Annotated in this window: 17 protein-coding genes; 13 read left to right on the forward strand and 4 right to left on the reverse strand. The window is 58.5% G+C overall.

Annotation, left to right across the window (positions count from 1 at the left end; genetic code table 11):
* Positions 1–142: 142 nt before the first annotated feature.
* Positions 143–820, reverse strand: coding sequence for a helix-turn-helix transcriptional regulator (locus X733_RS161795; RefSeq protein WP_023706589.1), 678 nt, complete (start codon positions 818–820; stop codon positions 143–145).
* A 253-nt stretch (positions 821–1,073) separates the two neighbouring features.
* Here X733_RS161795 and X733_RS161790 point away from each other — a divergent pair, with 253 nt between their 5' ends.
* Positions 1,074–2,792: a PAS domain S-box protein gene (locus tag X733_RS161790; RefSeq protein WP_023817759.1), complete on the forward strand. Its 1,719-nt coding sequence runs from the start codon at positions 1,074–1,076 to the stop codon at positions 2,790–2,792.
* Positions 2,793–2,893: 101 nt separating this feature from the next.
* Here the strand turns inward: X733_RS161790 and X733_RS161785 are convergent, their stop codons facing one another.
* Positions 2,894–3,571 (reverse strand): response regulator transcription factor, encoded by a 678-nt coding sequence (locus X733_RS161785; protein ID WP_023681040.1) that lies wholly within the window; start codon positions 3,569–3,571, stop codon positions 2,894–2,896.
* 634 nt (positions 3,572–4,205) lie between these two features.
* Between X733_RS161785 and X733_RS161780 the strand changes: the two genes are divergently transcribed.
* From X733_RS161780 to X733_RS161740, 9 genes are all read left to right on the forward strand, one after another.
* Positions 4,206–4,934: an NDP-sugar synthase gene (locus X733_RS161780; RefSeq protein WP_023681041.1), complete on the forward strand. Its 729-nt coding sequence runs from the start codon at positions 4,206–4,208 to the stop codon at positions 4,932–4,934.
* A 49-nt stretch (positions 4,935–4,983) separates the two neighbouring features.
* Positions 4,984–6,135: a DegT/DnrJ/EryC1/StrS aminotransferase family protein gene (locus X733_RS161775; protein ID WP_023711225.1), complete on the forward strand. Its 1,152-nt coding sequence runs from the start codon at positions 4,984–4,986 to the stop codon at positions 6,133–6,135.
* Positions 6,132–6,806 carry a sugar transferase gene (locus X733_RS161770; protein WP_023681043.1) on the forward strand — a complete coding sequence of 225 codons (675 nt, stop codon included), beginning with the start codon at positions 6,132–6,134 and terminating at the stop codon, positions 6,804–6,806. Before X733_RS161775 ends, X733_RS161770 begins: the two co-directional genes overlap by 4 nt.
* A 44-nt stretch (positions 6,807–6,850) precedes the next feature.
* Complete coding sequence (locus X733_RS161765; protein WP_023681044.1) at positions 6,851–7,855, forward strand: SDR family NAD(P)-dependent oxidoreductase; 1,005 nt, start codon at positions 6,851–6,853, stop codon at positions 7,853–7,855.
* On the forward strand, positions 7,852–9,129 hold the full coding sequence (locus X733_RS161760; RefSeq protein ID WP_023817760.1) for a hypothetical protein: 1,278 nt from the start codon (positions 7,852–7,854) through the stop codon (positions 9,127–9,129). The genes X733_RS161765 and X733_RS161760 overlap by 4 nt, the downstream gene beginning before the upstream one ends.
* Positions 9,116–10,375, forward strand: a complete 1,260-nt coding sequence (locus X733_RS161755) for a polysaccharide biosynthesis/export family protein (protein WP_023815058.1) — start codon at positions 9,116–9,118, stop codon at positions 10,373–10,375. The genes X733_RS161760 and X733_RS161755 overlap by 14 nt, the downstream gene beginning before the upstream one ends.
* 73 nt (positions 10,376–10,448) lie before the next feature.
* Positions 10,449–11,363, forward strand: coding sequence for a class I SAM-dependent methyltransferase (locus tag X733_RS161750; RefSeq protein WP_023706596.1), 915 nt, complete (start codon positions 10,449–10,451; stop codon positions 11,361–11,363).
* A 333-nt stretch (positions 11,364–11,696) separates the two neighbouring features.
* Positions 11,697–13,409, forward strand: coding sequence for a type I secretion system permease/ATPase (locus tag X733_RS161745; RefSeq protein WP_023691485.1), 1,713 nt, complete (start codon positions 11,697–11,699; stop codon positions 13,407–13,409).
* A 71-nt stretch (positions 13,410–13,480) separates the two neighbouring features.
* On the forward strand, positions 13,481–14,776 hold the full coding sequence (locus X733_RS161740; protein ID WP_348625857.1) for an HlyD family type I secretion periplasmic adaptor subunit: 1,296 nt from the start codon (positions 13,481–13,483) through the stop codon (positions 14,774–14,776).
* Positions 14,777–15,065: 289 nt separating this feature from the next.
* On the opposite strand, the gene X733_RS161735 is transcribed toward X733_RS161740, so the two are convergent.
* Positions 15,066–16,496: a hypothetical protein gene (locus X733_RS161735; protein WP_023681049.1), complete on the reverse strand. Its 1,431-nt coding sequence runs from the start codon at positions 16,494–16,496 to the stop codon at positions 15,066–15,068.
* 482 nt (positions 16,497–16,978) lie between these two features.
* Between X733_RS161735 and X733_RS1000000167050 the strand changes: the two genes are divergently transcribed.
* Complete coding sequence (locus X733_RS1000000167050; protein ID WP_081740584.1) at positions 16,979–17,479, forward strand: pyridoxal phosphate-dependent aminotransferase; 501 nt, start codon at positions 16,979–16,981, stop codon at positions 17,477–17,479.
* A gap of 1,108 nt (positions 17,480–18,587) precedes the next feature.
* Here X733_RS1000000167050 and X733_RS161730 read toward each other — a convergent pair.
* On the reverse strand, positions 18,588–19,127 hold the full coding sequence (locus tag X733_RS161730) for a response regulator (RefSeq protein ID WP_245270919.1): 540 nt from the start codon (positions 19,125–19,127) through the stop codon (positions 18,588–18,590).
* 152 nt (positions 19,128–19,279) lie between these two features.
* Here X733_RS161730 and X733_RS25475 point away from each other — a divergent pair, with 152 nt between their 5' ends.
* On the forward strand, positions 19,280–19,576 hold the full coding sequence (locus X733_RS25475) for an ATP-dependent DNA ligase (protein ID WP_023817768.1): 297 nt from the start codon (positions 19,280–19,282) through the stop codon (positions 19,574–19,576).
* Between the two features lie 144 nt (positions 19,577–19,720).
* Positions 19,721–19,870: a hypothetical protein gene (locus X733_RS1000000170620; RefSeq protein ID WP_245274378.1), complete on the forward strand. Its 150-nt coding sequence runs from the start codon at positions 19,721–19,723 to the stop codon at positions 19,868–19,870.
* Positions 19,871–21,169: the final 1,299 nt, after the last annotated feature.

Consider the following 21,169-nt stretch of genomic DNA (forward strand, 5'->3'; position numbering starts at 1 on the left):
CCAGGTTCCGCGTTCTGCGCTATCTCGGCAGCGCCTTGAACGATCGGAAATGGCGCCGCCGGCCCTGTGATCTACGCGACAGCGCGCTCAATGCGGGCCGCCGCTGTCTGAATCAAAGCGGATGCAGACAGCAGTCGATTTCTCAGGGCAAAACCGAAATGCGCCCCAAAAGAGCCACTAGTTCCGCCTGACGCCTCGTGTCGGTCTTGGCGAACAGTGAGGCAAGCTGAGAGCGGATAGTCGTGCGACTGAGATGCCAACTGCGGGCGATCTCCAGGGGCGCGTCGCCATGGGCGAGGCGTAGCGCCAACTGCGTTTCCGCGCTGGTCAAACCGAACATCCTTTGCAACGTGCGAGGGTTGGCCGCCGATTTGTTATCCCGGTCCAGCAATGCGACGACGGTTGTCCCGTCCGGTGTAACGACGCCCGTCTCGTTCATGGTCACCGGCCTGTCGCCTCTGCTGTGGATCACTACCCATGAGAGTGAGCCCGGCTGGAGGTGGACCGGAACATTCGCGACCAGCCGCCTCAACCCGGCGGCAAGCTCGACGGCTGTATCAGTTGCTTCGCCCTGGCGTGCGAGGGTGTCCCGAGCGGCAGCGTTCCATTCTATTACTTTCTTGTCTCGGTCCAGGACGAGATAGCCGCAACCCATACGATCAAGCATGCCGGTGATGGATTCCAGGCTGCGTCGTCGAGATCCGCCGACCCTTGCGTCCGGTCGGTCCACAAGGCTTATCGGCCGTTCGTGGCGGGTATCGTTCAATACAATGTATTGCCTGCCTGCGAGCGTATCGTTTCGCGTTTCAATCAGTGTCATCGCTTCCACCCAACCCATTGCTACTGACGCAAATCAAATCGGTTGAAGTTGCTGCTTCAACTTGAATTTCCACATACTGCGAGAAATCTGCGAATGGTTTTTCCGCAGCGTCTCTTGGATATACCTTTCTGAAGAGCGCTCCTGACACATGATTTTATTCGCCGGCAAAGTCATGGCAATCGGGCATTGGGATTAGGTGCCACCCCTTCGGCCTAGTCTCGACGGACTAGACCGAAAGTTGTAGTCTTTGCGCATGGGTGCGGACCTGCGCTGGCTCAAATCGAATGTGTCGAGCACTACGTTGGCTCATCTAGCTTCGCTGTTGGTGTTTGCAGCATCGATAGCATTCGAGGCGATAAGTACGGTATATGGCGGCCAGCCGTTGCCGCTTGTTGCGTTTATCCCCATAACCGTTGTCATCGTGTATCTTGAGGGCCGTTTTGTTGCCATCGCAGCAACGCTTCTGATGGCGGTCGCCGGCTTGTGGATGCGACACCTGCTGGACGGTCACCTCACTGGTGGAGACTGGACCGGGGCCGTCTTCCTCCTGGGTTCGGGTAGCCTGATCGCAGCTGTGTTCCACCGCCTGCGACAAGATCTGCACGGTGCGCTCAGGGTGGCAGAAGCGAGGCTCGCTGCCATCGACGCTGCCGCCTTGGGCTTTGCTAATACCAATCGCCATGGCGAACTGCTGCAGTCGAACAGACGGCTTTTGGAGATGACCGGCTACGCGCACAAGGAACTTGCCCAACTCGAGTTGCAGGAACTCATTGTCCCCGACGATCGAGGTACTGTGCGGAAACTTTTGGAAGATTTGGGCAATGGGACCGCGTCTGCGACGGATATCCGCGTTTTGCGCAAGGATGGCACGGCATTCTGGGCTCACCTGGCCCTGTCTTCGTCGCGGCCGGACGAGGCGCCAAATGAGAGCGTATTCGTGGTGGTTGACGATATTTCCGAGCGACAAGCGGCACGCGAGGCCCTTCGGGCTCAGAAGGAATGGCTTGATCTCGCCGTGTCTGCCGGGCGCCTGGGAACATGGCAAATAGACATTGACGATGGGACAGTCGCCGGCTCGAGCAAGTTCTGGGACATTCTTGGTCTGCCTCCGGCCCCAGTCCGCCGCTTGGAAGAACTCTCGGCTGTAATCCATCCCGTCGACTGGCCGAAGTTGTCCGCCTCGGCAAAGCCTTCATCGGCATTGAACTTTGACGTCGAGATTCGTGTCCGGCAAGTGGATGGTCACACACGCTGGATTGCATTGCGTGGACGGCAGGAAGAGCACGGCGACCGCAAAATGCGCATCGGGGTGGCGGCGGATCTGACCGAACGTCGACAAACAACTTTGCTTCGCGCCGCCGTAAAGCGACGCGAGCGCATAATGCGCGAAGAGCGCCATCGGTTCAGCAATGTGTTTCCAGTGATTAGAGCTCTGGTCAACATGATCGATATTCCCGACAATGATGTTGCCAAATACAAGGAGATGTTGATCGATTGGATTCGAACACTGGAGGCGACCCATCGCATCCTTTCTCGTCATGCCAACCTGTCAGGGATGCTCCATGAACTCGTGGACCGGGAATTGCAGCCCTTCAAGGAGACACGCGACATTACGATCAGTGGACCTTCCCTCACTGTGCCAAGCGGCGCCGCCGAGGGCTTGGCGATGATCCTTCACGAGTTGACGACAAACTCGGTGAAACATGGTGCGCTGGGTGACCCGAATGGCAAGGTCGAAGTTAAGTGGCGATTTGCATCCGAGGACGAAGGTGACGACCTCGTGTTCGATTGGGTGGAATCGGGCCGACGGAAGAGTTCAAAAGTCGTACGCCGCGGGTTCGGGTCACTGATAATCGGTGTGGACAGCACGCCGCTTGTCGGTCATTCCCCGAATATGGAAATAACCGAAGATGGCCTTCGATATTCGCTGCGTGTATCGCGCAAAGAAATTGAGGAATTTGGATTGCAATAGAGCCCCTCCAAGTCGAAGCCGAATTGGCCAATTAACGGATGGTGTGGGCCCTTTGCTGCGATTTCCTGCAAGCAAACTCGGGCCGGTTCGAGGGGCATACGTCAACTCGCCTGTCTCGTCAGCCAGCTTTGGAGCAACACAGCTGCTTCGGTACGGTTTCTAACCCCAAGCTCACGCAGCACGGCTGCGGCATGGATTTTCGTTGTCGCCTCGGCAATGTCCAGATTACGGGCAATCTCCTTATTCGAGTACCCCTCTGCCATCAGCTTGAGGACGTCCTTCTGTCTAGACGTCAGCCTAGCGACGTCGCCCGAGCCCTCGTGCCGGCGGCTGGCATTTTGAACCGGAGGTGGGGGGGCATGCGACCTCTGGTCGGCAGACGTTCGAGATAGGAGAGATGGCACATAGATCCGGCCAGCGAGGATTTCGTTTACAGCCAGCACGACTTCTTCGTCGCTCTGCGATTTGACGATATACCCGTGAAGTCCGATCGAAAGCGCGGTCAGTATCTCCGAGCGGGAATCATCCCCGGAAACGATCGCAAAGCGAGTGTCAGGATAGGCAGCCATAAAGTCGCTGAGCACTTCCTGATGGAACAGCCCAGGCATGTTCAGATCGAGGATCGCAAGATCGATGGACGCCTGCTCCTCTAAAAGATTGACCGCGGCATCGAAACACGAAGCTTCGAATATTTCGGCGCTTGGAATTCCAGCCATGAGTGCCAGCCGGAGACCACGCCGATATAAGCCGTGATCGTCGGCAATGACGATCCGAGCCATGCAACTACCCCAACGCGTTACTCGGTTCCCGACGAGAAAACCCGCTGGAACCTCCCATTCGCCTATGATCGACAATCCGTGGTGGTCCTAAAATGGCGGCCATCCACTGGTCAACGCATCACAGTGATGTCCGCAGCGTCCCATCCACGCACATCCAGAACGTCTAATATAATACTAAATTGCGAAGCTCATCCATAGATTTTTAACCCTGGCGTGCGGTGCCTGTCGGCAAAACGATGCCGGTTTCCCATCTCTGGGCCCAAAGCCAGCTGTTCAGGACCATCGTAATCATGTGGCATCTGTTATGTCGCCACCCGCTGTCGCCGGACCTGTAGGCCGGTCCGGCCCTGGCGGATCGCAGCTTTCTTGAAAGCAACTGCTTTCGTTTTATCGGCGTCATGATCAGTGCCCAATCGCGCTTCTGTAGGCTGTTGATCTCGTGGCCATCTAATACCTTGAACGTTTTGAATCCCTGCCATTCGAATGCACGACGACAGCCGCCCCGGCTGTCACATACCTTTTCGCATATGATGTTCGGATTGCCGCCGAGGTTTGGCCGGATTTGAGGGTGTGCCCTGGCCGGACAATGGAACACCGATCCCGAACAAAGCCAACTGCAGATCAGGAGGATCGAATGAAAGCGGTGATTCAATGTGGTGGGATGGGTACGCGCCTTCGACCGTTTACATCGGTCCTGCCGAAACCATTAATGCCGATAGGGGCCAGGCCTGTTCTTGAGTTGCTTTTGAAGTGGCTGCGGCGCAACGGCATTGAAGAGGTATATATTACGACAGGGTATCTAGGACATTTGATCCGGAGCGTCTGCGGCGACGGATCGCAATGGAACTTGAAGATCAAATATACCCAGGAAATGGAGCCGCTCGGCACCGTCGGACCTCTCTCTCTGATTAGGGATGAACTGAACGAAACATTTGTCGTTCTGAACGGCGATGTCCTCACAGATCTAAGCCTGAGCCGGTTTGTAGCCGCGCACCGCTTGCATAGGGATCCCGTTACGATCGCCACGGCGTGCCGTCATATCAAGATGGACTTCGGGGTCATCGACGAGATCGACAATACCGTCCAGCTCTTCCGGGAAAAGCCGACGCTTTCCCATCTCGTCAGCATGGGGATTTACTGCATGAACCCAGATGTCCTGCGGTTCATTCCGTCCGGGATCCCATTTGGGTTCGATGACCTGATGCTGCAGATGATGCAGGGCGGCACGACCGTGCATGTTTACAAGCATGACGGTCTTTGGCTCGACATCGGTCGTGTCGATGACTTCCAGAATGCACAGGCGATTGCCTGGGAAGATCAGTCGTCCTCAATCGAGGTCGCGGCTGCCGCTGCAGCCGCATGAAAGTCTGATGCAGAGGTCTAGCCACTAACAAGGCTTTCAGGAGGTCAAGATGCTCTTGGTGAGCGCCCCGATCCTAGGCGTGCCAGAGAAGGCAGCCCTGTCGCAGGTGATTGATAGCGGCTGGCTTACGATGGGGGACAGGGTACGAGAGTTCGAACAGGCCTTTGCCAGCATGCATGGCGCGCGAGATTGCGTCGCGGTTGGTTCCTGCACCGCAGCGCTCCATCTTCTCCTCCATGCTTTGGGCATCGGCCCTGGCGACGAAGTACTGGTTCCTTCGCTGACGTTCGTGGCGACGGCGAATGCGGTGCTGTATGTAGGGGCGACGCCGGTCTTCGTCGATATCGAGTCCGTCGACGTGCCGTTGATCTCGGTTGCGGAAGCCGAAGCGCGGTGCACGACGCGCACGAAAGCGGTCATTCTCGTTCACTTCGCCGGGTATCTACCCGATCGGGAACAATGGCAGCGGTTCGCCCGGCTTCGCGGGCTGCATATCATCGAGGACGCTGCGCACGCGCCCGGGCTTAGGGAAGTCGGGACCTTCGGCGCCGCGGCCGCGTTCAGCTTCTATGGCAACAAGAACATGACAACAGCCGAAGGGGGCGCCGTGATTGCACGTGACCCCGATCTGCTCGACAGGGTTCGCCTGGCCCGCGGGCACGGAATGACCACGGGGACGCATCAGCGGCTGAACAGTCGTACGCCGCAATATGATGTCACGATGCTCGGGTTCAACTACCGAATGGACGAGATGCGAGCGGCAATAGGGCTGGTTCAGTTGCAGAACCTGCAAGAGTGGAACGAAATCAGGCGTATCATAGCTGTCTTGTACCGACGCCTGATCGCGGACCGTTGCCCAGCTATTGTCATTCCATTTAGCGAACCCCGGACGTCGGCTTACCACATCATGCCGATCGTCCTGCCGCGCTACGTGAGCCGGCAGGATGTCATCGACGAGTTGCGGACACAGGGCATACAAACCACCATCCACTACCCGCCGGTGCACCAAATGACGTTCTACCGCGAGCGCCTTCCCGGCGTGAGTTTGCCCCACACAGAGGATTTCGCTCAGCGAGAGCTCACAATTCCGCTGCACCCCCAGGTCACTTCCGCCGCCGCCGAATCAGTCGTGGCTGCCCTGGCAGCCGCGCTCAAAACAGGCGCGCTCAAAGCAGGCGCCCAAAGAGGAACTGCTGCATGAATGCGTTAGACCCTGCCTTTCACCGGATGTTCGTTCCAAATCCTGATCACGGCTTTGCGAGACGCGCAATCGATCTTGCGGTGGCGGGCATCGCTACCGTCGCATTGGCGCCATTGATGCTGCTGATCGCCGGAGCGCTTCTGCTCGAGGGCGGTGGCTCGATCTTGTTCGCTCAGACCCGCATCGGGGCCGGCGGCCGAACCTTCCGCATGTACAAATTTCGCAAATTCGGTGTGAACTGCGGCTCTCAAGGCCTTGCGCTGACGGTCGTGGGCGATACACGCATGACCACCGTTGGCCGCTTTCTCGCAGCGACGAAGCTGGACGAACTACCGCAGCTGTGGAATGTCCTCAAAGGCGAAATGGCGATCGTCGGTCCACGACCCGAGAGCCTGGCTTTCGCCGATTGTTTCCGGGGCGAGCTTAGGGCCGTGCTGCAATACAAGCCAGGCCTGCTGGGTCCAGCCCAGGTCGTTTTTCGGCACGAAGCACATTACTTCCCCCAATCCGTGGATCCGATCGTGTTCTACCGGGAGGTCATGTTCCCCGCCAAGGCAACACTGGACCTCTCGTATTATCCGCGACGCACCATCGTCTCCGACCTCGCGTGGATGGTGCGGGGAGTGCTGGCAGTGGTCGGTTGGGTTCCGGTACCGCCAATCGACGTTTGAATATCCAAGGGAAGCGTTCCAAACAGCCAAGGGAATGCGCAGTGATGAGCTACAATGGAAAGAAAGTCCTGGTGACCGGCGCGGACGGATTCATCGGTTCGCATGTCACGGAGGCGCTTGTTCGCAACGGGGCAGATGTCACAGCCCTTGCCCTTTACAATTCCTTTGACAGCCATGGATGGCTAGACGATCTGCCGGACACCATCCGCAGCCAGTTGAGGCTCGTCCGTGGTGACGTCCGCGACAGTGCGTTCCTTAACCGGATTATGCGCGGCCAAGCCGCGGTTTTTCATCTGGCGGCGCTTATTGCGATTCCATACTCCTACGCCGCTGCCCAGTCCTATGTGGAAACCAACATCCTGGGCACGGTGAATGTCCTCGAAGCGGCGCGCCTATGGGAGACGGAGCGGGTGATCCATACCTCGACGAGCGAGGTCTATGGAACTGCCCAAACCATGCCGATCGGCGAAACACACCCCCTGCAGGGACAGTCACCATATTCGGCATCCAAAATCGGCGCCGACATGATGGCGGAGTCTTACGCCAGGTCGTTCGATGTCCCTGTGGTGATCATGCGACCCTTCAACACGTACGGCCCGCGCCAGAGTGAACGCGCCATCGTGCCGACCATTATCCGGCAGGTCCTCGACCCGAAATGTCCTGCAATCATGGTAGGGGATACCAGCCCGATCCGCGACCTGACCTATGTCGAAGACACCGCGACAGCGTTCCTGACCGCAGGTCTCGCCCAGCTCGAGTTCGGCCACGCCTACAACGCTGGCAGCCAACGCGCTGCGACCGTCTCGGACGTATTGGCCATTGTTCTTGAGTTGACCGATTGCAAAAAGCCGGTCCGTCGTGATGAAAGCCGCCTGAGGCCGCAAAATTCCGAAGTTCGCGCCTTGCTCGCCGATTCCTCGCGCTTTGAACGTGAGACTGGATGGCGGACACAGACCAGCCTGCGCGATGGGCTGGAGCGAACAATCACGTGGTGGCGCGAGCGCCTTAGTGAAGGCCGGGTACGGCGCGAAGTGGGTTACATGACATGACCCTGGGCGGCCGTCATGCGTTGGCGCTGTTGCTGGCTGCCGGTGCCATATCTCCCAACATCTACGTTGCCGGCGGCCGTCAAAGCAAGGCAGCGGAGGCGGCGGCCACAGCGGTTGTGGACAACCTGCCGGGCTATGTGCACGAAACAAGGGATCCTTGGTCTCGCATGGTTTTCGCACGGATCACTAGACCGGGCGTTCTCGGCCGGGCAGGTGTATGCGGGAAGAAGTACTGCACCCACCGTTACTCAAGCGCACAGGCTTGGAATGCCGACCAGAGCCTGCTCCTGATCGCCAATGGTTGCGGTGGCCTGTGCTTTCTCGACGGACAAACCTACTTGCCTTTGTTCCACCGCAACCGCGCTACCGAATGCGAATGGCATCCCACTGATCCCGAGTTGATGATCTGCGTCGGGGGCCGGCAGATTGCGACATGGGCGCCACGTACCGATCATGAGGACGTCGTGTTTGCCTCCGCAGCGTACTCCAACCTCAAATTTGGACCCAACAAAGGCAATCCGAGCCGCGACGGCAGCCGGATTGCGGTGCGTGCAACGAACAATGACGGCAGAGCGGTGGTCTTTGGCTACGATCTAAAGCTACGGCAGAAATTCCCCGATATCGATCTTGCCGAATTCCCGGGAACAACCGGCTCCTGCTCAATCTCACCACTCGGAATCAACATATTGTGTTCCCAGCAATTACCGGACGGAATCGAAGCGAGTTTCGTCTTCTCCATAGACGGCATATTGCGCCAGAAGTGGATGGAGCACCATCGACCAGGCCATGGCGACATGACGGTCGATTCCGACGGAAGCGAAATCTATGTCGGGATCAGCAAATCGGATCCTGACAAATATCAGGTGATCAAGCGCCGCTTGGCTGATGGCAAGGCTACCTCGCTGATGAAATATGGCGAGGCCATGCATGCGTCACTCAGGTCGCTCGGCAGGCCCGGCTGGGTGTTTCTGAGTTATGGCGGCACGCCAGCCGAACTATCGCAGCACCCGGATTGGGCGCCTTACGCTCAGCAAGTCATTGCGCTGCGTCTAGACGGCAGTGGAGAGGTCCGCCGTGTCGCAGACACGCACAACGCGCCCTTCGACTACTGGAGCGAGACGCATGCCTCTCCGTCTCCAGACGGCACCCAGGTGGTCTGGTCCAGCAACTGGGGCGTGCCCGGTGGCCCGGTATACGATTTCGTTACTCGTGTTGAATGGCCTTTGAAGCCGGTGTTCGACCGGAAGGAGATTGTCGCAAATGACCTTCAGTAGACGATACGTTCTTGGCGCAGTCGTGATGATGTCGCTAACCTCGATGGCTTGCGCAGGCGAGGTCGAGCCCTATCAACTGTCACCTGGCGATACGGTCGAGATAGGAATAGCGCCGATCCCTGATCGGACGCAGCGCGCCGTAGTCCAGATGGATGGCAATATCGCCCTTCCGGAGGCGGGGATGATCATGGTCGCAGGCCTGACGGCGTCTCAATTGCAAAGGCGAATGCAAGAGCTCTTGCCAAGCAAGATTTTTCACGTGCGTCTGACTGACGGGCGGGAGCAGACAGTTACTGTCGAGCCCGACGATGTCACAGCAATCATAGCGGACTATCGCCCGATCTATGTAACGGGCGATGTGCTCACCCCAGGACAACAGGCCTACCGTCCGCTCATGACTGTACGGCAGGCGCTGGCCGTTTCCGGCGGCTTCAGTTTTTTGCGATCACGGGCGGGCCAGGCCGGGCCTGATCCGGTCGATCTCAAGCGCGATTACGAAATGCTCTGGGGAGATTACACGAAAGAATACCTTCACGCTGCCCGCATTCGCGCCGAGCTTCAGGGCCAGGCGGATTTCGACAAGAAGACACCACAGGGATCACCTCTTTCGCCGAGCGTTGTAGCCGCGATGGCTCAGGCTGAAGCAGAGGCGCTAAAGGTTGCGCTGAGTGATTTCCGGCAAGAGCAGGATTTTCTGGAGAAGGGCCGGACGGACGCTGCCGAGCAAATTGGCGTTTTGCAGAAACGCGAACGAGTCGAGGGCGAGAGCGTGAAGGCGGATGAGCAAGATTTGGCGCGAGTGACGAAGGCATTCGATGCAGGCAATCTGACCAACACCCGGCTCGCGGATGTCAGGCGCGCGTTGCTTTTATCTTCAAGCGGCGCGCTTCAAACCTCGGTCGAACTGATGAGGGCGCGGCGCCAGCAGGAGGACTTTGTCAGACAGCACGAACGCAACGACAATCAAAGGAGGATTGGCCTGCTGACGGATCTGAAGGACACCAACGCCCGGCTGGCGGATGTCACCGCCAGGCTCCATGCCGCCAGCGAGAAGCTGCAGCCGACCGGAGCATCCACACAGCCATTGCCGATTGCCGGCGAAACGGTACGGGCCCAGGTGACCATCGTACGCAAGATCGGCAATGAATGGCGCAAGCTGTTGGTTGACGAAGATGCGATTGTGCTGCCGGGGGATACTGTCGAAGCCAGATTCAGCAGTGAACTGCAAAGTGTGGCAGTCCAATAGGGCGTCAGCCGCAGTCCGTGCGGAGCTTACTGTTCTATCGGGGGGGGCGAACCCAACTGAACGGAGATCCAAGGTGAGGCGCATTTTCAACCAGGGAGCGACCCTGACACCCTCAACGAACGCGGATCAGGTGACGCAGTCGTCAAGTTATGCTTTCCATATGCCGTCAGCGCGAATTGTGCGGTCCAGGTCGCGCGCCGGTGAGTCCGGAAATTGGCAGGAATTTACGTCTAGCAAGGAGAGCAATGCGCAGGGCGGCTTCGTGTCGGACGGCTACAGGACCAGCCATTGCGCGCCCGGCTACGGCCTACATTACAACAAAACGCACAGTTCCGGCTATTATGGCGCGCTTTGGGAGAACATCGAAAAGCCCCTGATCCTCGACGTTCTTCGCCCCTTGAGCGGAGCGAGCCGAAACTGCCTTGATTTCGCATGCGGAACAGGCCGCATCGCCGAGGTAGCCGCCGGCCTCTTCAGCGAGGTGGTTGGCGCCGACGTTTCCAGAACTATGCTCGACAGCGCTCAAGTACCGCCCAATGTGAGTTTGCGTCACGTCGACGTGACAAGGGAGCAGTTGGGTATGACGTTCGATGTGGTAACCGCATTTCGTTTTTTCCTGAACGCAGAGGATGAACTGAAATGGCATGCACTGAAAGCGATCAATGAGCACCTTAAAGATGGCGGGCGGCTTGTGTGCAACGTTCACATGAATGCGACGTCGCCCGTCGGCCTGGCGTGCCGGCTGCTCAATCGAGTGTCTCGACGCACCATTCGCAACACGCTGAGCGCAGCGAGGTTCAAGGCCCTCCTGACTGCCTCGGGATTCACCGTCGAGCAGACGATACCGTACGGTTACCTGCCTCGGCCGGGAAACCTGTTGCCAGGGTTCTGTGAAATGATGATGCAGCCTGTCGAGAAGGCCTGCAGAAGGCTTCGCGTTCCTGGCCAGCTGGCGCAACACTTCCTGGTTGTTGCGAGGAAGCGCTAAATCCCGAGAAAGCCCCGAAAACGGCAGGCAGCGGTTTTCTTGGGGTGGCTCGCCCGGCATGAAGCCGGTCTAAATACGGTGGAACGGCAGTTTTCCCCCGATTTAATATGTGGGTTCCGGGTTTCTCGGGTCAGCGCCACGATTTTGCTACATTTTGACTAAAGTCCAATCATGTTAGTGGGGCGTAATATTAGAAGGCTAAGGGGATACGCTCCTGAACAGCAAGAGATTGTCCGTGCCCAGTGGGGCCAGTGAGCTTGCGCAACGATCTCTCACGGGAGGTCGAAACCCATGAACCCTGGTGGAAGGAGTTCGTCGGATCTGCGAGGCGCAATGCTTGGGACCGTGCCTGGCCTGGTAGGCGTCGGCGTCTTCTCGGCAGTCATAAACCTTCTCGCCCTGACCGGCTCGGTCTATATGCTGCAAATTTACGATCGCGTTTTACCTTCGCAGAGCGTTCCGACGCTTGTCGGGTTCACGATCGGAATGCTGGGTCTTTACGCTGTCTACGGGCTGCTGGATTTCGTGCGGCTGCGCCTGCTGGTTCGAGTGGGCAATCGTGTCCATAGGAATTTGAAGCAGAGGGTGTTCGGCCTCTCACTGTCCTTGCCGCTCATTGGCGGGCAGGATGCGAACCGGATACAGCCCCTCCGTGATCTCGATCAGTTACGCGGCTTCCTTTCCGGAATGGGGCCGACTGTCATCTTCGACGCTCCGTGGATTCCATTTTACCTGCTGATCGTCTATTTCCTGCATCCTGCGCTCGGTCTGTTGTCCACAAGCGGTGCGATCATTGTCGTGCTGCTCACGGTCATGGCGGAAGTTCTTGGCCGCACATCGGTGACACGCGCGTCCGAGACGCTGGTGTCGCAACGCAATCTCGCCGAATCCGGACGCCGCAACGCGGAGGTCGTGCGCGCGATGGGCCTTTCCGCACGGCTTGCCCACCGCTGGGGCGAGATCAATAACGCATATCTGCGGCACCAAGAGAGGCTTTCCGACGTCGTCGGCGCCACCGGGGCACTCTCTAGGGCATTGCGTTTGGCCTTGCAGTCCTGCGTTCTTGGACTGGGTGCCTACCTAGTGATAGGAGGCGAAGCCTCGCCAGGCGTGATCATCGCATCCTCCATCTTGCTGGGCCGCTCATTGGCTCCTGTTGACGCCGCTATCGCGAACTGGCGAGGGTTCGCCGCGTTCCGGCAAAGCTATTCGCAACTGGCAACGGCCCTGGCCGCTTTTCCTGACCGGGACGAACATATGGAACTTCCGCGCCCCCAAGCGGAGCTTGCGGTCGAGGACCTGACCATAGCGCCACCGGGCCAGCAAAAACCGACGGTAGCCAATGTCAGCTTCCGCCTGGCTGCAGGGACGGGAATGGCCGTTGTCGGCCCGAGCGGTTCTGGCAAAAGCACGCTTGTGCGCGCGCTGGTGGGCGTCTGGCAGCCACTTCGCGGCACGGTGAGGCTGGACGACGCCTCGCTTGACCAATGGGACCAAGAACACCTTGGCGCGCATATTGGCTACCTGCCCCAGGACGTCGAACTGTTTGATGGAACGGTTGCCGATAACATTTCGCGATTTGGCGGGAAGGGCGACGCCAAGGGCGTGCTTGCAGCTGCCAAGGCAGCGGGCGTCGACAAAATGATCCTGCGATTGCCGAACGGTTTTCAAACACGCATGGGCGAGGGAGGAACAGCCTTGTCGGCTGGACAGCGGCAACTCGTAGGGCTTGCCAGGGCACTTTACGGCGATCCGTTTCTCGTCGTTCTGGACGAGCCGAATTCAAATCTGGACGTCGATGGCGATACCGCCTTGGCCGGCGCGATCCTGGCAGTGCGCAGACGTGGAGGCATCGTCATCGTAGTTGCGCACCGTCCTTCTGCCCTTACCAACATCGACAGGGTACTCGTAATGTCCAATGGGATGCTTCACGCCTTCGGCTCACGCGAGGAGGTCCTGGCCAACGTCATCCGCCCCTTTGCTGCGCCTGCTGAACGCCCGGCAGCGGCCGTCGCGATGCACAAAGGGGTGAGCGGTCACGCATGAGGAATATTTTTTTGTCTGAGGCGACGATGGCTCCATCGGCCCCGATCGGCAATGGGAGCCCGCGCAACGCGATGATTTCGGGCACGCGCGATGGAATCGGGGCCAACCTGATCCTGGGTGCGGCGGTCACGGTTATGTTGCTTGCCGGCGGCGGGCTCTGGCTCGGACTGACCAAGATTGCTGGCGCGGTAATTGCGCCGGCGACCGTGGTGATCGAGAGCAACATAAAGAAGGTCCAGCATCTGACGGGCGGCACGATAGGGGGCATCTTCGCGCAAGATGGGGATCATGTACGGGCCGGCGATGTGATGGCACGATTGGACGACACGCTGACACGGGCCAATCTGCAGATAATTAGCAAGGATCTTGATCGGGCAACGGTTCGGCTTGTGCGGCTGGAGGCAGAGCGGCAAGGCCTGTCGGAGATGCAGCTTCCGTTCAGCCTTCAAGCGCGAATGGGCGAGCCGGAGCTGGCTGCGCTGGTGAACGGTGAGCGCACGCTGTTCGACAGCCGCGCTACGGCCCTCAAGGGGCAGAAGGCACAGTTGCAAAGCCGCTCAAAGCAACTCGAACGCCAAGTTGAGGGCCTCAAGGCGCAACAGACCGCGGAAGAACAATCCGTGGTCCTGCTGGATGGCGATCTTGTCGATGTACAGGCGCTTTTTACAAAGAAACTGGTGTCCAAAGAGCGACTTAGCAACATCAGACTGGATGCCACCCGGGCGCACGGAGAATCAGGGCGCCTCGCGGCGGCAGTTGCCGAGGCGCAGGCCCGGATCAGCGAGACCGAATTGCAGATTCTTCAGCTCGATGAACAAAGGCGTAGTGACGTGACGAGCGAACTTCGTGAAACGGAAGCCAAGCAAACCGAACTCAGCGAGCGCAAGGTTGTGGCACAGGACGAAATGGCCAAAACCACCATCCGCGCTCCGCAATCGGGAACGGTACAGGAATCTTCCATTCACACGATCGGCGGCGTGATTGCCGCGGGCGAGGTTCTCATGATGATCGTACCTGACACCGGCAACCTTGTCGTCGACGCGCTGATTGCGCCGTCGCGCATAGATGACGTTCGTCCAGGTCAGCGGGTCTCGATCCGGTTTCCGGCTTTCGACGCCGGCACTACGCCTACCTGCCAAGGGTCTGTCAAGCGCATCTCGGCGGACCTGATAAAAGATCAACAGCGCCAGCTTTCTTATTTCTCGGCGCGCATCAATGTCGAAGACAAGTCCACCTGTCTGACCGATGCCAAAGTGCTCAAACCCGGTATGCCAGCGGAGGTTCACATAAGTACGGACGAACACAGCGTCTGGTCTTATCTGCTGAAGCCGCTTACCGACCAGATGTCGAGGGCTTTCCGGGAATGACATGGCGGCTGTGAGCGGTCGACCGCGGGAACACGGCAGGCGTGCTTGCTGACATATTAGGGTAGGCGACGTGATGCCACAGGGGTGACGCCTGCGGCCGACGCGCGAGGCTCGTCTGGGACATTGTCCCGGCTACAAGGATGCCCCAACAGGATTTTCCTGGCCGCCTCACCAAGTCCTGCCCCGACAACAGCGTTAGTGTCCTGTCATCTTTTGCGCAACAAACAGCGCATACCGTTCCACGATCATCGAGATGAGCAATTGCCTCACGAGGAGAGGTTCTTTGCTCCTACGACGCGGCGAGGGCCCTGCGGCGGACACGGCGTGCGGCATGCACCGTTCGGTCTGCAGTCACCGCTACATTTGCCACGTCAGATGTATGCGGCAAGGCGTTCGCGCTTCCATGCGACCTCTTGTAGGGCAGCAATTCCCTGACCCGAGCATTGACCGAGGCAATTTCGACCCGCAGGTCCTCGCATTCCTGCCGTCTCACATCGAGTTCAATCTGATCGGACGCCTGCTGCATGGACAGCTGTGCAAAATCTGCGGCGATCTTCGAAAGGTTCACCTTGTTGGTTTCGGCCTCCTCGGTGAGTGCGGCCAACCTTTCGTCGGTCACCTGTTTTTCGGCCAGGGCGTCGCTCCATTGTAGCTGGAGCCTGGCGATCTCGGCCGCGGCCTCGTTGTTTGCGTTTGAGGCGAGTTCGAAGCGCGATTGGAGACTTTGAATTTCTGAGCGCAATCCTCGGTTCTCAGCCTGGCAGCGTTTAAGCTCGCCATCCATGTCCGCCTGCATAATCCTGGCTGCTTCGGTCACCTCCCATAGCTTCGCCTGCGCAACCTCGAGTGAGGTGTGCAATTTGATTGCCTCTTTTTCGCTCTTGCCGAGCGCACTCAGCATTTCGGAATTTCGCGCAGCTTCGTTGGCATGGATCGTCGAGAAGGCATCCAGCCTATGCCGTGCCTCTTCCTCCCGCTTCATGGCCTTTTCCAGGTCAATAGACAGGCTCACATTCTTTTCACGCAGCTGTTTGTTCTCTCGGGAGCGCCTGTCGGCCTCGACATTTGCGGCGGCAAGCATGTTCGTGAGGTCGCCAAATTCCGCTTCGTTCTTTGTGGTGGTGTTCGCCGCTTCGACCAGCTCCAGCCTTGCCGCGGCCAACGCGCCACGGAGCACTTCACACTCCTGAACAAGGCTTGCCTGGCGCTGCTGCAATGTCTCGACGGTGCCTTGACGCTCACAGTACCGTCTGTTCAGGTCATTGAGTGTTTCCGACAAGTTCCTTTGATCTGCGATCAGATTTTGATTCGCCAACTCCAGTTCGTTGGCACGGAGAATGTCCGCGTGAAGGATGTGAAAAAACTCGAACGTCAGTTGACATGTGCTTGTAATTTCGGAGATTTTTGCGTTGATCTCCTCGAAATGGAGCTTGGCATCGTGGAACAAGCCGTTAAACGAGCTCACGGCAGCAATTCGGCTCTGCGTATGTGAGGTCATCCGATGCGCTGGTATCGGCGAGCTATCATCGTCGTCGCCGGCACCGTCCTCGCTTGGTACGCTGTCATCCTGTTCGTTGTTTTCGCCTGCCATGTTTGGCACGTCGGCGACATCCTCCAAATCGAGGCACTGGTCGACAGCGTTAGCCAAGTCAGCTTCGAGATCGTCGAACGACCTCTCCACATTGTCCTCGGCGCGTCTGATCAAATCCCTGAACTTCATGACTTCATCCCCTGCAGCCGCATGCCCGGAACCATTGAGGCACGAGGACTGAGATGCTTTTGTATCGAGAGCTCAACTCAGCGTCTTCGTTCAATCAAACGATGCCAGGGCGCCGGCGCCGCGAGGAGCCGAGAGCTGCGATCGGAAGGCCCTACATCGGTCTAGGTGCCTGCTGACTTATTCTTGAGGACTGCGCGGCTCCCCTTCTTGCCATCGTCTTGGCGTCAATGGTGTGTTGCCTGGGCACATTAACAACTCAGGTGCAGAAGCCCCGACGAACGGCCCGGCACAGCCTCTTGTGGGGCGCATCAGGCGGCCGGGCCTAACCGGCGGTTGGATGTTTTGGTTTGCCGGCTGACTCACCATGCGACATTGGCGAGGCAAGCGCATCATTCGAACGAATTGGGGACCGGCCGCCTGGCCGCTCAATCACACTAAGCTTCCGTTGCCGGAGCTGGCGACGAGGTGCTTTGCCTTGAGCCTTGGTATCTACATACGAAGCGGCAATACGCGCCGATGGAGCAGTGGTCCGACCCGTCAAACTATCGCTGCAAAATGCGCGGCGGAAGGCATCCGAGGATATTCTCCGTTCAGCGGTAGGAGATCGAACGCGGGCGATCTTGCTGAACTCCCCAAACAATCCCGGCGGATATGTGTTCGGCAAGGAGGATCTGGAAACCATTGCCACATTTGCCGAGCGGCACAATCTATGGATCATCAGCGATGAGGTTTACCGCAGCACAGTGTTCGACGGCGAGTTCCTCTCAATAGCATTCAGTCCCGGAATGAGAGAGCGGACGATAATTGTGAACAGCCTGTCGAAGTCTCATGCAATGACCGGCTGGAGGCTAGGGTGGACGCTTGGGCCGGTCTCGGCATCAGTTCATCTGGAAAATCTTGCGCAATGCATGCTCCTCGGGTCGCCGACCTGTATTCAGGATGCCGCAGCGGTGACTCTCGATGAGGCGGTGACGCAGAGATGAGTTTCTTTTCGGACGCCCTTCTGCCGTTGATATTGACCATTGCTGTGCGGATGTTCGCCGGGATATGCGTGAACCTTATCGTCCGCTGCGGCGCTCAATTTGCTTGGGGTTCTTGGAACCGTTCCGAACTTTCTCCTTGCGCCTCCGATCGAGTTGCGCGTGCTCATGCGGGGCGCTGAGGTGTCTCGATCCGCAGTGGCGCGGCACTATGCGACGAAGCCTATCAGCTCAGTTGAAATTTGTCCCCAGCGGACGGGAACGACGCTTGGCCATGTTAGTTGATGTGAATGGAGCAGCTAAGAAAAGATCTGGCATTGCTTACGCGACCCGGCTTCTGGATAGCTTTCGGCATTTTGTTGCTGCTTTACGGGATTCAGGTCTTTTTTCTAATTCGGGCATGCCAATGCCTTTAGCCTGGAACATCGATACCCTAGCTAGCTGAAACGCGGTCTGTCCATCTCCCGGCGGCTGCGCCGATAGCGTTGATCAACGACATATTCATTTATAAGCCTGCTACTGCCGGGGATGCCGAGGTTGGCAGCGCCTGCATCGTTGATTGCGCACGTGGCGCTCCCCTCAAGGTAGGTGGTTACCATTCTCGCGCAGCCGGTGAGCATTGGAGCCCGCACTGTGTTGGACGTGCGCTCATGCGTCGGGAAATTTCTTATAGACAGGGGAGGGTCTATCAGGCTGGAAAATCACAAGCTGCCCCGCGAATGAGGAAGCAAAAAAGGTGCAAGACCAGATCGATTTCTTCCGGGCAACTCGGTCCTCGCATCATCGCCGATCAGCGGCCGTACCGTCGAGAACCAAAATGCGCACGATCTCAGCCGGTCGGCTTCGACCAAAACATGCGGACTACCGGACGGGGACAGTCGGTGCCGCGTCCCGTCCTGTGGCCGGCGCTATGCTGACGCTCCTACGGTATCCCGTTCACCGCCCGCGGCAGGAGGGCGAATTTCCTCCGTCCTGCGCGCGACAACCGTCCACTGTTGCGGCCGCACGCAGGACTGCGGCTTATACGCCGTTCTTCCTTTGAGCGGCGTCCAGTTCGCAGGGCTAAATCACCATTGGTATGCAGACGAGCCTCTCGGCGTCTGGACAGAGATCAATTGCGCTTTGCACCAGGGTTCCTGGATCGTAAGCTCCAAACACGCTGCAGTCGCCTGATATGGTCCACTACGTTGGCCGGCTCATACGGCTTCGCAAGGTGCGGGCCTTCCTGACAAAGGTCGCCCGCCGCGATCGCAGTTCGTTCTACTGCGGCAGAAAGCACTATTTTGACCTCGGGCTTGTTCTCGCGAACCCACTTCGACAATTGGAACCCGTTCATGTTGCCCGGCAGGTCAACGTCACACAAGACGGTGTCGACACCGAACTCCGCATAGTTCAACGCTTGTTGCGCCTCACGTGCGAAATGGGCCTCAATCACCCTGTAGCCACAGTGGCGGAGATAGTCCGCGATGACGCATCGGGCGATGACGTCGCCGTCAACCACGAGGATCGTTTGGCTCTGTTGGTTCGGGGCTTCCATTGACGGAGAACGGTCAGCAACCGGCAGGGTTCCACGCATCATGACCTGCGCGGGGATGCCGACCGAAGATCGCGGCGAGATCCTGCACGAAATGATCCCTGCCGGCGGGCGCATTCAATTCAGCGGAGCGATGCCGCACTGGTGACGCCGTTTGCCACCTGGTCGACGAGACGGGCTAGAAGGCATGGTCTCGAAGCTCAAGGGCAGTCATATCGCAGCGGCAAACGAGCGCTTGGCGCAAGATCAAGTGCTTTGAGGAAAAGGAAATGCAAATCATCGGTGCACAGCGCGAGCGCGGCAAAGCTACCCAGGTGATCATGGCTGAAAAGGGCCTCTACAAAGGCGGCGCACTCGTCAACTTCAATGCCGATGAGCGGCAAGCGCTTTGGGATCGCGTCCAGGGCAAGGTTGGCCGCCCGGTCCCGAAGGGGCATAAAAAGGACAAGGCCGAGTGGCTGAAGCCCGGACTGGTTGGCTGGGTCAAGACCCTCAAAGGCGAAGAGAAGCTGCGGCACGCAAGGCTGCTGGATTTCCGGGAGGATGACACAAATCGCCGTGCCTAAGAAAGATCAGGAGCGCGCCACCTACGCTTGGATGTACGGCGCCCAAGCGTGCAAGGATGGCAAGGAGCGTGAGGTGCCATTACTGGCAGGAACATGCCGACGGGTGGCTGCAGGGTTTTGACGGTGTGGCGANTGGCAAGGAGCGTGAGGTGCCATTACTGGCAGGAACATGCCGACGGGTGGCTGCAGGGTTTTGACGGTGTGGCGATGGACGGTTTTGGCAAGACCAAAACCGTCAACGACGAGATGGAAGCCGAGGTCGACGAAGCCGCCGTCGAGCGCCCCGACGAATAGCCATTTGGCGTATGAATCTGTACGGTCGTTTTTGATTGGAGAAGGCTTTCGTTGGGCCTATAAAGATTGCGTTTACCATTGCCTTTTTAGGGAGAATGCGATGGTTGCAACGCCCATAGAAACCGCTCAAGCGGCCACTGCGACTACGGCCACCTTGCTGAAGTGGCAGAAGTCCATGGAGGAACGCGCCACGTTTCNCCACGTTTCGCCAGAACATGGATCAATCGCGCAGGGCGATCCAAGCCTCACGCGATCTGCTGAAGCGCCTTCGCCAACGTCATCGCGACGAGATGTCGGAAAGTTCGGAAAATGCCGACCCGTCTACTGCGCCGATATCGCAACGCGCCGGCAGCTAGCGGAGGCGACCAGAGCCGATGTGATGGGTAAAGTTTCACTGGCCATTCCTTGGGTGGGCAGGCAAGTTAAACTTTGTCAACCAGCGACTTTTTTCGCCCGCGTGGAAGTGCCACATGTCTTTCGACAAGGCGCACGTGCTCGGCCTCGACAGTCACCAATGGCCGGAGGCTGACGGTTACCTTGTCCCCCGTCGATGCGTGTGACAGGGCCGATCAATTCCATATGCTGGCCAATTACAGCCTTCGAAGTCGAATCGACAACAGAATGCGGGAAGTCGTAGGAGGGGATCGTCACGCTTATGCGATCGGGCGTCACCCGGCCGCGCACAATCGCCGTGACTGCGACCTCGTCGCCAACTTTGATACTTCCCCGAGCCATGCCCAAAACTTTGGAGCAGCCGGCGCCGGCGTCAAGATGAGGGCGAGCTAATAAAACCCTTCCGCGCCGCGATTGTGACGCGGGGCGATCCGATCGCCGCCAGCGACTTAGCGACCAATTGACGACGGCGGCCGAGAAGCCTGGCATCCCTGCCGACCAAATCAACGGCGAAATCGAAAGCGTCTTCGAACTGCTCTTAGAGGTGATGCGGCGCGAGAGTTGCGCGAGGAGAACCAGCCCGGAGGCTTCTCCGGGGCTGTGCCGGTCCTGTCCCGTTCCAGCGGATGAACTGCGCCTTCTGGCCGGTGACCGTCTCAATCGACTTCAACAGGGGTCCATGGGCCTCAGGTAGAGCTTGGCAGTGCTCCCTGTGGTACGCCAGGAGCGGCCCGGCGATGCTCTTGTGCAGCGCTTCGGCTGCCGCCAGGAAGCGCTCGATTTCAGCCCGGGAAAGCTGTTCGGAAGGTTTGGTTCTGGCCATTGGCGATCTCCGCTTGAGGGGGGTCGNAGCTTGGCATGCTCGCTGTGGTACGCACAGCGGCCCGACGATGCTCTTGTGCAGCG

This window comes from Mesorhizobium sp. L2C066B000 (assembly GCF_000502335.1).
In the GTDB taxonomy this organism is placed as follows: Bacteria; Pseudomonadota; Alphaproteobacteria; order Rhizobiales; family Rhizobiaceae; genus Mesorhizobium.